Annotated in this window: 11 protein-coding genes; 4 read left to right on the top strand and 7 right to left on the bottom strand. The window is 43.1% G+C overall.

The features are described 5' to 3' along the window. Positions 1 to 203: 203 nt before the first annotated feature. Genes H6B10_RS01465 through H6B10_RS01435 form a run of 7 tightly spaced genes read right to left on the bottom strand, consistent with a single transcriptional unit; the run spans position 204 to position 9,108 of the window. Complete coding sequence (locus H6B10_RS01465; RefSeq protein ID WP_193501277.1) at positions 204 to 1,022, bottom strand: histidinol-phosphatase HisJ family protein; 819 nt, start codon at positions 1,020 to 1,022, stop codon at positions 204 to 206. Next, on the bottom strand, positions 1,006 to 2,112 hold the full coding sequence (locus tag H6B10_RS01460) for an ATP-binding protein (RefSeq protein ID WP_193501275.1): 1,107 nt from the start codon (positions 2,110 to 2,112) through the stop codon (positions 1,006 to 1,008). Before H6B10_RS01460 ends, H6B10_RS01465 begins: the two co-directional genes overlap by 17 nt. A gap of 10 nt (positions 2,113 to 2,122) precedes the next feature. Then, complete coding sequence (locus H6B10_RS01455) at positions 2,123 to 2,500, bottom strand: hypothetical protein (RefSeq protein WP_204649141.1); 378 nt, start codon at positions 2,498 to 2,500, stop codon at positions 2,123 to 2,125. After that, entirely contained in the window at positions 2,487 to 3,278 is a 792-nt protein-coding gene (locus H6B10_RS01450; protein WP_204649140.1) for a HipA domain-containing protein, read from the bottom strand. Before H6B10_RS01450 ends, H6B10_RS01455 begins: the two co-directional genes overlap by 14 nt. Before the next feature lie 31 nt (positions 3,279 to 3,309). Next, positions 3,310 to 4,446, bottom strand: a complete 1,137-nt coding sequence (locus tag H6B10_RS01445) for a glycosyltransferase (RefSeq protein ID WP_204649139.1) — start codon at positions 4,444 to 4,446, stop codon at positions 3,310 to 3,312. Beyond that, on the bottom strand, positions 4,443 to 8,060 hold the full coding sequence (locus tag H6B10_RS01440) for a glycosyltransferase (RefSeq protein WP_204649138.1): 3,618 nt from the start codon (positions 8,058 to 8,060) through the stop codon (positions 4,443 to 4,445). The genes H6B10_RS01445 and H6B10_RS01440 overlap by 4 nt, the downstream gene beginning before the upstream one ends. Further along, positions 8,023 to 9,108, bottom strand: coding sequence for a hypothetical protein (locus H6B10_RS01435; protein WP_204649137.1), 1,086 nt, complete (start codon positions 9,106 to 9,108; stop codon positions 8,023 to 8,025). Before H6B10_RS01435 ends, H6B10_RS01440 begins: the two co-directional genes overlap by 38 nt. Before the next feature lie 958 nt (positions 9,109 to 10,066). Here H6B10_RS01435 and H6B10_RS01430 point away from each other — a divergent pair. Genes H6B10_RS01430 through H6B10_RS01415 form a run of 4 tightly spaced genes read left to right on the top strand, consistent with a single transcriptional unit; the run spans position 10,067 to position 14,721 of the window. Next, complete coding sequence (locus H6B10_RS01430; protein WP_204649136.1) at positions 10,067 to 12,247, top strand: dynamin family protein; 2,181 nt, start codon at positions 10,067 to 10,069, stop codon at positions 12,245 to 12,247. 54 nt (positions 12,248 to 12,301) lie between these two features. Then, positions 12,302 to 13,129: a hypothetical protein gene (locus H6B10_RS01425; protein ID WP_204649135.1), complete on the top strand. Its 828-nt coding sequence runs from the start codon at positions 12,302 to 12,304 to the stop codon at positions 13,127 to 13,129. A gap of 5 nt (positions 13,130 to 13,134) precedes the next feature. After that, positions 13,135 to 14,361, top strand: coding sequence for a hypothetical protein (locus H6B10_RS01420; protein ID WP_243427209.1), 1,227 nt, complete (start codon positions 13,135 to 13,137; stop codon positions 14,359 to 14,361). Between the two features lie 9 nt (positions 14,362 to 14,370). Beyond that, on the top strand, positions 14,371 to 14,721 hold the full coding sequence (locus H6B10_RS01415) for a hypothetical protein (RefSeq protein WP_204649133.1): 351 nt from the start codon (positions 14,371 to 14,373) through the stop codon (positions 14,719 to 14,721). The last annotated feature ends 292 nt before the right edge of the window (positions 14,722 to 15,013 follow it).

Raw genomic sequence — 15,013 nt, 5'->3', positions numbered from 1 at the left:
AAACTTGTGGATCTCCGGCTTTCGGAGCTTTTCTCCCTAGATTAGCCACCGCAATGCCTTTTCACACTCAGCGCTGACACAGCGGTTCCATTCTCGGCAAATAGAGCGAAAGGGGAGAGTAGAATGCCACCGCACAGGGCAATAAAAGGTCTTTTGTTTCTGCTCGCCTTCGATGTGCGGTTACGAGGGCGGGGACCGGATAATCAGTGCCTTGCTCCTATATGGATACTATCTTTGAGCATAATTCCTTTTTCCACCGCAAAGTAGAACGCTTGCCGCACAGCCAAATCATACAGTTGCCCACGATGGTGGCAGTCGCTTCCAATCATCCCCCATAGGCCATACTCCTTTACATATTTCCAAAACAAATCGGCAGGATATTTACGACGTTCTCCAATCTTGCTTAGGAAGGTCGGTTTTCTGAACCCGTTTGCGTTTATCTCCAAGACTGTATTTACAGAGGATATGGAACTCAGAAACTTACAGATTGCCTGTTCGGTTATATGGGTATAAACCAAATCACATCCGAAGCAGTAGTCAGGATGTGCGATCATGGGAAACAGGCCGCTTTGGGCCGCATAAATCAACGAATCAAAGTATTTTGCAATTGTTTTTTCATCTTCAATACGCTTTGTTTTTACATAGCATCCACTATTCTGATCTTTGAAATAGTGTTGTCCCAGTATAAGGTAGTCTACGCCATAATCGCGGTATAGTTGATGATAATACGGCAGGTCATCTTCAAAATACTCTATTTCCAATCCGGCAAAAATTTTGATATAAGGAGCGTATTTCTTCTGCAAAAGCCGTACTTGGCCGATATAGTTTATTAATTCAGAGAATGCCATCCGTCCGAACCGATTATCGGGAAACGGAGCATGCTCTGAGAAGCCGAGCTCCTGCATGCCAAGCGAAATTGCCTCGCAGATGGTTTCCTCCGCATCAATTGTTCCATGATTGCACCACTGTGTATGTGTGTGATAATTCCGGCAGAAAACTCCTGCCTCAGTTTCCATGCTCATTGGAACATATCTCCTGCAAATCAAAATGATCCGTATGGAACAATTCAATGATAAGTTCATGCAATTTTCCGGTGGAGAATCGTTTTTGGGAAAACAAATGAATATGCAGCTGGCGCTCTTTTTCCCATATTTCAGCATCTATTGCACCGCCCTCAAAAGACAAGTGCAGTGGGGCGACCTCCGTATAGCTGCATTCCAGCCGTTCCAGGATTCGTGCCAATATCGTTTGTATGATGGTCGTTTTCTCCAGTAAGAGTTGGGAAACCACAACATCAATAATATATGTATAGCAGCGGTATAATGGCTTCTCTGGAGGAACGTTCAGCTGTATATATTCACGGCACTTTTTCTCATATCCGCGGGGGATGGTCAGTACAAAACCGCTTGGCAGGTGCACTGAGGCGCGGATTTTATGCGACACGGCAAATTGGGAGGCTTTTTCATTCAGATCCTTTAATTGGTCCATCAACGGGATCGTATATTCAGCTCCATAATCCTTGAACTGCAAGGGGCAGCCTTCTCTGGAATATTCAAAATATTTGTCTCCGGTATCGCCGACCCGGCGTACTGATATGCCTTTGCCCGCAAGGTATTGTTGAATTTCATCATTGTTCATCTTTGCAAGCGGACGGAAAATCTGAAAGTGCGCGGGCAGTTCCACCGCCTGATTGAAATATCTATTGAAATATGGTGTGCCGCCTTTTCCGTTCCTTTCCAAACGATTGAATAGCATTTTGTCCTCTTTGGAATCTCCCGTGCAAATATAGGTAATTCCCTTTTCCACTGCGTATTCGACGGTCTTTTGATCCATGATTCCCTTGCAGAAGCGGCATGGTCTTCCGGAAAAGTTATTCAATAACAGGTCCGAAAGTTCCCGCGTAATATCAACAACGGTAAGTTGCACCCCGAATTGACTGCACTTGGCGATGGCCTCCTGTGTCGGAATACCATAACTCCATCTATGGGTAAAATGAATTGCCCGACAAGGCACTTCATGCTCAATAAGCATCAGCAATGCCGCTATACTGTCCTTGCCGCCCGAAAGCTGTAACAACACTTCCTGGTTCCTTACTCTGTCAAAAATTTCCACAGGATTCACCTCACTCCGCAACAAACATTTCATCTCCAAAATATTGAGAAGTTGTCTGCTTCAGCCATTGTAACGGAATATACTTTTCCATATTCATTCCGGCCATCAGACATTGCAAATTTTCTCTTGTATGGATGGGAGCGCGCTCTGTAATAAAAGTCGGCAAAACATTTTTGCGGATGTATTTCCTTTTCCGCAGACGCAAATTGAGCCCTTGGATTCCATGAAAAACGCCTGGCGGCAACCGGTCGATCACGTCATAGTCAGGGGTGAAAACATAGAAAAAATTTTGCGAATCATCCTCGTAATATTCTATACGGCATACCCTTGCTGGAGCCTGGCACCCGTATGGAAAATAGATATGTGCTATAATTTTATCTGTTCTCACTGTGCCACCTCTGCTTTAGCTGCGTGAAATTGTCACATAAAATTTTCAAAAACCAGTTTTCCACTATTTGTTTGGGGACTGCAGAAGAACGTAATTCTTCTGCTATCTGCTGCAAAGAGAACTGGTCTATTACATATTGGGCGGCCAGATTGCACAGGGGAAACTGGCACGACGAAATAATGGCAATCCGCGGCTTTTTCTCGCCACGGAACGACATTCGCGGGACAGGTGGATCACCAACGCCAGTAAACGGCATTCCGGAATACAATTTGTAATAAAAGCTCGAGGAATTGTCAAATGCCGGTGCCGGGAAAAGCTGTCCCCGGTGCCCGATAAACCCCCAGTTGGATGCGTTTCGTCCACCCGCGCTTATGAGATAATCGACGAGGTAGAGTTTCCAGAACCATTTCAGCGCTTCGCATGGTTGCGCAATTCCTGGATACGCAAAAAGGATTTTGACAATGTTTTCATAGGAATAGGACACATCCGCATGATCGGCATCGTAGTTCTCCTCGATCATGCTGCCGAAAGGCAGAAAATAGTCACTTTTCTCCAAAAAATCTTCCACTAAAATGGACGGGATTCCTTGCCATCTCGTAATGACAACATTTTGCACAGGCCACCCGAGTTGCCGGTATACGATGGAGGCTGCATACTCCGCATATATCTTAATTTCTTTCTGCTCATTGCGTGCAGGTTTCAAAATATAGTCTTTTCCATGCCATGTGACACCGTATTTTTCATCTTTCCCAGAGTAAAACTTCCCATTCAAATTCATTGTATTTGTTCCTTATCTCGTGCGGTCTCTGTCAACCGTGCTTTTCTGCAAGCAGAAGTTCAAAAAGGCGGTTATAGTAAGAAAAGACTTTTTCCCAGGAATAATCTGAGCGGGCCTTTACTTGATAGCCCTGACTTAAAATTTTATACAGACATTCGTTTGCCATATCGGGGGAGTCCAAACAGTATCCAATATGATCATTTTCACAGAATAGCTCTCTTGTCCCGCCGGCGTTGTGCGCAATCAGGGGAATCCCCTGTGTAATCGCTTCCATCATACTGCGGCCCATTGTTTCTGTATGAATAAATGTACCGCCGTCGATGTTCTCTTCCCATTCCAGACTGGAATTAACAAAAACATCCCCGATGGAAATACTGCGCACCGCGTTCGAATGAGATACTGCCCCAAGGTAAGTCCAGAAGTCTAAAGGAAAGTCTTGTTCCAGGGCGGACAGGATTCTTTGCTTCTCTTTACCATCACCGAGTAAAAGTAAATGGCACAGATCCAGGAAAGGAGCTTTGCGAAGTTCATGCAGATATTCTACAATCCCCTTAAACGGCGCAAAGCGGCTGGCTATGACAAGAAGGAACTTGCCGTTTGTGTGGTATTTTTGATCAAATTCAGCGCGATTTTTCTCCCGATTCAGAATATTTCTTTCTGTCTGGAGCGTGTCCACGCCCCCTCGCACTTTCACCATCTTTTCTTCATGTATTCCGATTGCTCTGTTGCGTTTGAGTGAATAGTCACTGTTTGCAATGAGAACATCCACGCATTGGTTTACAATCTGCACGACACACGTCACCTTTTGAGAAAGTGTCATGTCCGGTTCCTTTGCCAATGCCTTAAAGACATCATTTCCGCCGCTTCGGATCACAATGGGGACATATGGAAATCGCATCCTTAGCACCGGAATTTCCCTCACCCAGCTCAGATTATTAAAGAAAAAGATCGTTTCCGGTGTTGTTACAGACTCCAAGAATGCACAGACTTCGGTTAACGTAATATAGGAGGCAACACATTTTTGCCCTGTCATCACGTCAAAAGCACCGTGCTTTACAACCAGACAGAAACATTCCTTCTGGTAATATCCTATAAATGCCTCCTGATGTGCTTCCATCCCGCCGAAACGCGAACTGATGTTGTCAGAAAACAAAATGATTCTGTTCATGTTTTCCTTCTTTCCCACGAGGCTAGCCGTTCTTGCATTTCTTTACGGTCGGACCCCTTTCGAATGGCCCTTCCAATCCGAATTTTCAAAACAATGCACAGCAATTCCAAATCCGCCCGTGTCAAAGACTGAACCATACAGCTATCTACATTTTCAGGTGAAAATTCCGATAATAAATAGCATAAATCCCATCGACGCGGACCACGACAGCAGTTCTGGAAATCAAATACCCTCAGCCCAGCGCGTTCTGTCAGTCCCAAATTTTTCAGTAAAAAATCTCCGTGTGTAAAGGTTTCTGGATGTTGATCCCTCAGGACTTTCTTGTCTTTTTGCACATCTGTATCATAGGCATCTGCATATCGGTCAAGCGCCGAAAAGAACTCCGGCAAAAACTCCCGAAAGGAGCGCAGCGACTCACAATCTACCCGCTGCAGAAAATCAAGCAGCATCGTAATGTCGGCCAAAAACGTCCCGTCCAATCGCTTTTTCAAAACTGGATATACCGGATTATACTCGCTCTGGATATACCACATCGAGTTTTCATAATCATAAGAAAGAAAAGAAGGCTTTGGCGTAGGCACACCCTGTTCCCAAGCCGCTTTTTGCGCAAGGAACTCTGCCCGGACCTTTGCGTGGTTATCATAGCGGAAGTATTTGCGAACATTTTTCCCATTTTGATAACAAATAGAATAGCGTCCGGCATAAAGTTGTTTGCAGAATTTCAAATCCCAGTCATCATACGGTGTTTCCAGGTTAAATCTCCGATAGAGTAACTCCATTAACAGGCGTTCCCGTTCCACATAGTAAGAAACTCTGGTTCCTATTTTTAAAACTTCCTGCGAAGCTTTATGGAACATATCCGGCGTTGTATAGAGTTTATAAATGCACTCCGCCATTTCTTGCTCAGATGACAAAAAGAAAACGCCCGCATTCCCTTGCGCATATTTCTTCACAACACGAAGAGAGTCAGACAGAACCGAAGGAAGCCCTGCCACGAATCCTTCAAAAATCCCGCGCCCGAAAGTTTCCCACCGGCTGCATGAAATGCTTATATCCATTTCCTTGAGAATCTCATTGAGCTGTTTCTGTGAAATCCCGCTATAAATTTTCACATTGTCAGACAAGCCGTGTTCCCTCGTATAGGAAAGAATCTCCTGATAACAGGCATGATCATGGACAGCCCCAACCAGCGTCAAACACACCTCGGCAATTCCCATCTGTTTCAGAATTTCGACAACACGCAGTACTGCAATGTGGTTTTTCTGCTTTTTGAAGGAGCCAATCGCGATTATCTGCAATCTTTTTTGCGCGTGCGTTCTTACCTTACCCTGGATAACAGGCGAAATCCCCCGCGGAATAATGCGGATTTTTTCAGGTGCAATTTCCGAATAATCTGTTAGGATATCGTGGTATTCTTCTGTACTAGGGGTAATGATTCCGCTTACGTTCCTCAATACGCCCTCTTCCATCATGGTATATAACGAAGGAACCGTTTCATTGGCCCGCTGGTACCCGGACGTTAACATCATCGGGAATATGATGCTTTTTTGCATGATTGCCTTATCGTTTTCCAAGCCGAACAATTTACTGCAATGTCCCGCCAGAATCAGGTCATATTCTATTCCGTTCAGCACTGCAGTCCGGTTCGTTCCGATATTGTCAAACCGCCGGGAAAATTTATTGTCTTTCGGGTGAATATACTCTTCGTAACGTATGGCATGTACCATCGGATCAGCAAAAGTCTCATGTTCTTTTCGTATGAACGTAATATCCAGGCAGCAATGCGTCTTCAAACTGTCAATCAACTGATTGGCAAGTTGGCTTCCCCCATCAATATCAGACGAATCTGCCGGGAATTTTCCAAGATATAACAGGATCTTCTTATTTCGGATTTGGATAAATGCCTGTATGCGTTGCAGCAGATCCTCTGTAACATCCTCTGGCATTTCCGCAAAAAAATCAAACGGAGGAAAATTGTGGTAATCATATCCAAGCCCATAGTGTAAAACAACCACACTGTGCCCGCATGATACCGGCAGGCTCAATTCCGTTTCGCGGGTTATGCGTCCCTCTGAGTCCCGCACAACTTGTACACGTATATGCCGGTCTTTTGTAAGAGTATGTAAAATCGCGGCAAGGCTGGAAGAATCGATGCTTTTATGAAGGACAAGTAAAATCACATCGTCTTCACGTTTCCCTGTGTAATAATTCCACTTGTCCAAAGCATCCTTGCCAATCTGCGTCTGCTGTTTCAAAAGTTCTTCCATCTGACGGGCCATGAGCTGATTGGCCTTGGCATTGCAATGCAGTGGGAAATCCAAAAACCATGTTTCACTGTGCGGTTTGTATAGGTTGAACCATTTGTTCATATCAAGGATGCCATAGCTGGAGTCATCTGGAATATCCTCAAAGATATCCATAATTATGACTGTGTCCCCATCTGCAAGAGGGGTATTCATTACATCCATGCAAATATTCAGCAAATTGCGTCCAAGCAACGCACCACGATTTTGTACCTGTAACCTGTTTGTTTGGCAATACGCGGATTCCTGCAGAAAAGATGCGATCGTTTGCTGGTCTTTTGTATACAAACCAAATGTTATGCACGTTCCAAACAAATAGATCGTATTGACCGGATTTGCTATCTGTCCGGTTGTACGGCGGCGTCCGTTTTTCACCGTCAGCAAAGGAGTTTCCACATCACTTTGCTGATAGATAAAACCATTGTCAGATAAAAAAGATTTCCGGTAATTGCCGGTTTTAAGATAGGCAATCTCTGCGGTATCATCCCCTGCAAAACAGCGCATATATTCGGCGTCTGAAAATAGCTCCCGAATACTTTTTCTATGCATGCGGCTTTGTTCTTCCCTTGCAGACAGGCAGGTCAGCCTATCGTAAACCGGATTGCGCAGGAGGTAAAAATGGATATCCCGATTTCGGCAGTAAGATACCATTTTAGAAACTGCTACCTTTTCTACGATTTTATAGAACTCCTTTACCTTTCCTAATACACAACTGCAGCACAATCTTTTATAACGGATTGGATACTTAAAATTAAAAACGACATCATATATGGAAAAATCCAACTCCTTGCACGACTCTTTATAATCAATCTCCCGATGAGGGAAAAGGGCAGAAAATTCGACGTATGTTGTCTTATCTCCGATAAAAAGGATCTGTTTCCATCCTGATGAGGAAAAATAATTTTCTAGTGGCCGTGAAAACAAGGTGGCATACCGCATGGCCATTTTATTTTTTTCGATATTTCTAGCTTCTTCTGGCTGGGATTGGTCATCAAATTCAGCCAGCAGTTCCCCATCCTGTAAAAGGACCGCCAGCCTACTCAGCCCAGGCTCTTTTTGAAAGACATCTTCAATTTCCTCTTGTGTAAAAAGCCGGTCCGTTTTTTGGCAGACATAATATTGGTTTACAGAAGGCAATTTTTCATTCACTGGAATATCATTTTTTCTTAAAACAGAAATGACAGTATCGCCATCCATTACATACAAATATCGATACGGATGCTTACAAAAAAAGTCGATTGCAATATCGTTTGTAAAATCTGTGCTTTGTACTTTAGTCAAGTCTTCCGCGTTTGTTCTGCGTAAAATCATAAAGAATCCTTTCCAGGCTATCTTTCCAGGACAGTTCCCTTATAAAACCGCTTTGCTGCCTATGCAATTCAGACAAATCTGACGTGGCCCTTTCTATCAGTTCGTCAATTGGAATCGTACCATCAAAGCGAAAGGCCATCGAAAATCCCCCATCAGGATTTACTACGTCATTCCAATTAGATATAGAAATAGAGCCTGCGTTGATTCCTCGTGAAATCCTTTCATGGATTGTAGCATGGTAGTTCGGATCTATATTGAGAACATAACGATACCGATTCATTTGTTTTTCAATTTCAAAATAATCATATTTGCCAATAAATCTTATGTTTTTGTTTTCAGGAATTTCCGGATTTTCATAGTTTTCTCCTGCGATATATACAGGCAGCGTATGAATTGAATTGATTGCCTGAATCCGCTTATTGGTTCTGAGGTATGAGTTTGTCAGGCGAAAAATTTCGATTTTCTTATCTGCCGAAAATCCCTGTGTGAAGGTTTGCAATTTTTGAATATAGGATGAGTCATAATTATATGTCTCAAGAAATTCCACAATTTCTTTTCTATATACAGATCTTTTTATCTGCTGACGAATCGACTGTAAATTTCTGATTTGGCCTGGAAACAAGATGGCGTTTGTTTTTTTATCAGAAAACGTCTGTCTCTTTTTTTTCGAATATCCGAGCGGTAATATCAGTGGATTCTGCTGCAGCGTTCCTGCAATATCTGGAAACTGCTTATCTATAAAAATATATGTGATGTTTACACTGTGATGGTCCAGATGAAATTTTAACGGATTATCTGAAAGCCACTGATAGTGCGGAAGGTTGTATAAATCATAAAGAGGCGTACCTTGTAATCTGTACGGGAAAACCCCCAAACACAAAGAAAAACTAATATCCTGACGTTCTATCGCTGCAATTGCGTCTTCCAGACAGGAAACGAATGTACAAGCCACGCCTAGTTCCTGACAGGCATCCACAAGTTCCGAGTAGAAATATTGATTAGAAACATATGATCCATAGAAGTTGTTGTTTAGAAGTAATATTTTCACGATGCCCCATCTTTCCAAAGAAATGCACACGGCTATCCTTCATTTGCTGCTGGCTTGTAGATGCAATATCCCCAAAATAAGGAAGTGTATTTCCTTATAGAATTTTTATGCTGGTTGTAAGTTGAATTTTCTAAAAAGTATTTAATCAAGTGATAGACGTATATCCGAAAAGCGCTTTTTATGTAATTAATTATATCAAAAAGTAATCCGGGCTAAAACTACTTCCTCGATAAAATGCACATGATAAACAGCTATCTTGATTAGAATATAAAAGTATGATGTGGTCGCGATACGAGCTTGTGCATTAGTCTGTAAGAAACAACCTAGTGGGCAACGAGTTAAGAATTAACTTATACTATAAAATGGGGTTTTGTAACAATGGTAAACAGATCGGCAAAAAGCATGTCTACAAAACGGTGGACTCTGGATGGAAGTAGCAGAATGGCAGTAACACAAAATGGTGTGGTCTATAATGGAACTGAGTCAGTGAAAATAGATAAGAGATAAGATGTTTCTCAATAGGGGACATAAACGCTGTATATCAAGCAGAGAGTGAAAAAAGATAAAGCCTTCCGGTCAATATTTTGTAGGATACTGGCCCGTTTTATGTAGCGGGAAACAACGGATAATTTTCCGCAGTATAGCAAGATTGCGTTGAACTCTTTCAGTGCTGCAGGAGGTTCGATTCCTTTCTTTGCTGTTTATGTGAATGAGTATTGGATTTTGTATCCATAACATTGCACTCTTTGTTTTGTGGATAGCTTTGTTCTACATATACTTAGGTGTCTCACGAAGAGAAAAAGCAAATGGTGAAGAGCAAGAAGATAAGACGATACGCGCCACGGACAGATAAAATGCAAATTTGCATAATTATTTTATGCAAATTTGCATAAACCTATTGACAGGTGGGGAGCGTAACGGTAAAATGTAGTCGTAAAATCTTAAAGGAGGCGTTTTTATGGATCTAAAATCTTTCCGTGAGGACAAGTTGAAAATTAAAACTCAGACTGCCTTTGCAGAGTTGATTGGTGTTGAACAATCCAACATTTCTCGATGGGAAAAGGATCCGGACAGTATTCCATTTCAGATTATTCAACGGATTCTTGAAAAGACCGGCGCTACATACGAAGAACTTACAGGGTGGACAAAGCCTATACCAAAGCCGCTGAAGGTAGAAGATACATGGGAAAAGGCTGATTTCACAAAAGGTACACTGAGCGAATACATCAGCAATGCGCTCAAGCAGATAGACTTGCCAGAGGAGCAAAGAAAAGCGTATGTTGATGATCTGAGTGCTGGTATCAATGGGAATCTTGTAAAACCAAAAGTAGCCATTGTTGGGCGGTCGGATACCGGTAAAAGCACTTTAATTAATGCTCTGGTCGGAAGCGACAAGATGCCTACTGCTTGGACGCCTACGACTTCTATTGCGGTTTACATCAAGCATATTTCGGATCGTCCATCCTTTATTGAGGAAGATGCCTGGGTGTTTGCAAATCATTTGGGCAGTGAAAATATGTGGAATGAACGACACCTCTATGATGAAGAGTATTGCCGTTCATGGAAAATCGCGGCCGGTGGAGTGGAGATTCTTCGCACCTTCGGAACCCGCCAGGGCGAAAACTATGATAAGCAAGCCGGGTCTGCTGTTGTCTTTCTCGATGCTCCTATTCTGAAAACCTGCGATATTATTGATCTTCCTGGTTTTGGCACAGAAACAGAAAGCGATGATGACATCACGTTTGCTGCCACACAAAAAGCAGATGTGATCATTTATTTGTGCCAGGCAATGGCGTTTATGCGAATTGAGGATATTACGTACCTCAAACGCAATATTACTGAGATACCGGTGTGGGAAAATCGAAGCAGCAACGATCTCAAACCGCTTTCCAACCTTTTTGTCGTTGCATCTCAAGCGCATGCCGTCAATAACGGAAACCGTGCGCAACTTTTGGAAATTCTTGATACTGGTTGTAAAAATGTGATTAAAACACTTCCGGACGGATACTGGTCGGAGAGGGAAAGCGCGTCCGGCTATAGCTACCGAAATGACGGTTATGAAGAGCTTCGTGCGCGTTTCTTTGCGTACACTACCGATATTCCGGATATTTGCGAACCATTCAATGAAGAGCTGACAAAGGTTCTTGAAGTTCTTCCTGTAATTATTGATGAGCGGACAAAACAGTTTGTTAGAAAATATGTGGCTTCACGCAAGCCCAACCTAACAAAAGAAATTCAAAAATATGAGGGTATTGTAGCTGATCGTGAACGGTATATGACCCTGCTGTCTGAGATTGAAGCTAACGAACTTACAAGGGTACGGGATAACGATAAGCGAAAGTGTGATGTCCGTGATGAAATTTCGCGTTTGCAAAAAGATTCTATCAATGAATTTAGCACTTATATTTCCAGCTTGATCAATGTTGACACACTGGTCCAGCTGATGCGCGAAAATGGAATAAAAAATAAAAAGGAAGATGTTGAACTGTTTGGCAGTTCTTTGCAAAGTGCCATTCAATCGCGGTGTGAAGGGATCTTGAAAGTAAAGTCTGCAACTCTTTCTGAAAAAACCAAAAACTATATTGAGGCTTTTTCCGCAAGTATAGAAAAACCTTTTAAGGACAACAACCTTAATATTGATTTTGATGCGGGTTGGGCATTCGCTTCTGCGCTATCAACGCTGGGGGTGATTGGCGGATTTGGGGCATTCCTTGCCAGCACGATTTCGGGTGCAATTTTGTTTGCCGGTATAGGTTTCGGAATTGGTTCATCTATTTTGGCGGGTATGGCAACTGCTTCCATCTTTGGCCCTGTTGGGATTGCTGCTGGACTTCTTATCGCTGGTGGGTTAGGACTTGCAAAGCTTTTTGGTGGTGGATGGGAGAAAAGTGTCGCGAAAAAAATTGTTGCAGCAATGGAAGAAAATGATGTTGCGGACAAGTACAGAGAGGGAATCAAAAAGTATTGGACTCAGACGGAGCGAGCCTTCAATCAGGCGGCAGAAAAATTGGACACCGAATGGAACGCCTATGTTGAAAACCTGAGAGCAATGGTCGACAGTTACGATATCAATGAAATTCAGACCAAGATTGCAACGCTTAAATACCTTTCCGATTTTTTCGACAATATCCCATTGTAAAATATTGGCTTACGCATCTTTACAAGTGGGATAGCCCCAAAGGAGGTTGATTTAATGCTGGAACTCTTTAATACTTATAAAAATGCGGGGAAAATTTCCCAAGCCTTGATGGTTGGTCGTAATGCATTTAATCGCAATTCCGATAATGCCGAAGTTTTCGATGCATACTTTTCTTACCTGTGTACACTTGCAGAAACATTGCCTGCCCTTGCAGACAGATCTCATTTTGTCGATCAAGCAAATGTGGCCTTGTCATTCTATATCGAAAATGCAGACTTAACCGAGTCGGTTGTAGGCGATATTATGGAATATCGGTCCCGTCTTGATACTATTTACAACGCAATTACTAAGGATCAGCAGGAAAGGTCGGAGAAGCAGCGCAAGGAAATCGAGCATCATAACTCTGAATGCTTGAAGGAGCTTTATACGCTGAAGGACAAACTTTGGACGACTTCGTCTAAGAAAGAATTTGATGAACTTTTGGGCCAAATTGGGGATGTTGATGCAAAAATCGATAAAGAAAGTTTCACCAAAGAACAGAGTGACACCTATGATTCCCTCACCAAAGAACATACAGATTTGATCAGTTCCAAAATGCGGGAATTTGAATACAAGAAAAATGTTGCTTATAACAAACAGGCAGTGGATTCGTTTGCAAAAGCCTTCAATCAGTTCCGTAGCAATGAAGGCAAGTACAAGAACCAGACCCAATTGTTTTCGCTGGTATCGGCAACGCTCTTTAATTATGATGCATCCCGCCTGTTCAATGAAACGCTGATTTACTACAATCACGTGTATTCCTATATTTTTAGTAAGCTGGATGATGAGGGCAAACTTGCGCTTACCAGATTCTCTATTGAGTGCGAACGGAAGTTGAGGTGAGTTATATGCTGACGGCAATTCAGAAAAATCGCAGCCTCACTTTCTACCAGCAGCCGTCACTTTCCTATCAAAGCAAAATTTCCACTGCCCATACAGGTGGCATGGCGGCTGCCGCTCTTTCTGGTACCTCCTTCCAGACCGCTGCTACGACAACGGGGTTTAATCATCAGTTAAATGAGTTCCTTTCCGCATTGAATACAGAACGTGAACGTCTTGCGGAAAAAGTCGCGCAGGGATTAGCCCGGGATCCGTCTTATACGGGTGCCCGAAATGATGGAGTTTCCTTGGCGTGGGATTACGAAGCAGCCGACATCAAAATGGGCGGTAGCGGATCAGAAAACTGGAGCCCGGCAGAACAGCAAGAAATCTTGGAAAACCGTCCAGATATCGTAAATAAGGTCAAAGTTGTGGAAGGCAAAACTGTTAATCCTAGAGCAGGTATCCGTGGTGCAGAGGGGCACCATCAAAAAAATGTTGCAAATCACCCGGAGCAGCAAGCAGACCCCGACAATATCAAATTCTATAGAACCAGGCAGCAGCACAAAGAAGAAGGACATGGAGGCAACTGGAAAAACGAAAGCGACAAGCCGGTGACCGATAAAAATCGAATGCTTGAAAAAACCAACTCCAAGCGCGTCTTTAGGAATGAACTGCGAGGCATTGGGATTGCGGTGGCAATCGGTGCAGGACTTGGCATGACGATCGGATTTGCGACAACATTGGCACAGTCGGGTGTTACTCCGGATTCTGTTAGACTTGCTTTTGCAGAAGGTGCGAAGGGCGGATTGGAATCTGGTGCTTTGGCTGGTGTAAGCTATAGCATTGGAAGAACTCTCGGTGACATAGCTTCAAAAACAGTTGCAGGTGCTTTTGAAAATATCGGCGTAACAATCACAGAAAATATTTCTAAAATGATTAACATGGGCGTTGTCGGCACGCTGACTATTGCGGTCTTTTCCGCCTATCAGTTTGTTATGCTTAAACGCCACGGCATTGCAACGAAGGAAGCATTGATTCAAGTCGGAAAACAGGCACTCTTTTCATTGTCGCTTTTGGCTGTTTCGATAGCGGCACAAGGCCTTTGGGGAGGTGCGGCCGGAATCATTGTATCAGTGAGCATGGGCATTATCATGATCACATATTCCGTTGTGGATTCAGTGCATCAGCGGCACTTCGCAGAAAAAGTTCGGATTTATACGATTGAAAAATGTTACCCGTCTTTTGTAGTGTGAGGGGATTATATGGAATTTTCAAAGTTTGTAGAGAAAGCCGTTCTGTATGATCATCGAAATATCTTTTCTGCATATGATGGAAATCTCAATGGAATACCAGACGAGTTAAAAGAGTTCTATCAAAAGAGTAATCCAGTCGATGTGGAAGTCAACAGTGTCCGCTTTTTCCCAGCTGAGGAACTTCACGATTTGCAGGCAGAATATTCGTATTTGAATGCGCAGTTTGTGTTTGCCTCCTGCAATGGTGATCCGATTTTCCTTCAGGATGGACTTGTGTACACTGCCCCCCATGGAGTAGAAAAACCAAAGTGGGAATTATTGTCTTCAAATATAGAAACATACCTTGCAGAGCTGCTTTAAGAAAGGATATCTGCATAGGCTGTTGCTACTGAACCCGATGGGGAAAGGGGCTTATTACATGGCCACCCTTATCTTACAAAATCCAGATATTTGATGAAGTACACTTGGGGATTATCAGACTCGACAAAGGAGGAAAAACGATGGCAAATTTATATAGTCGTATGCTCAAACTTGGCCGTATTTTGCTGGAACCGGACTGTAATGACGATATCATATTGTTGGGACCACTGTGGCTGTTGTGGCATGGACAATGGAAAGATGTGCTGCGTGCCTATCTGCCATTGACGATCAT

Origin of the sequence: Gemmiger formicilis (genome assembly GCF_016901605.1) — a bacterium.
In the GTDB taxonomy this organism is placed as follows: domain Bacteria; phylum Bacillota; class Clostridia; order Oscillospirales; family Ruminococcaceae; genus Gemmiger; species Gemmiger formicilis_B.
This window is presented reverse-complemented; position numbering and strand designations above follow the sequence as displayed.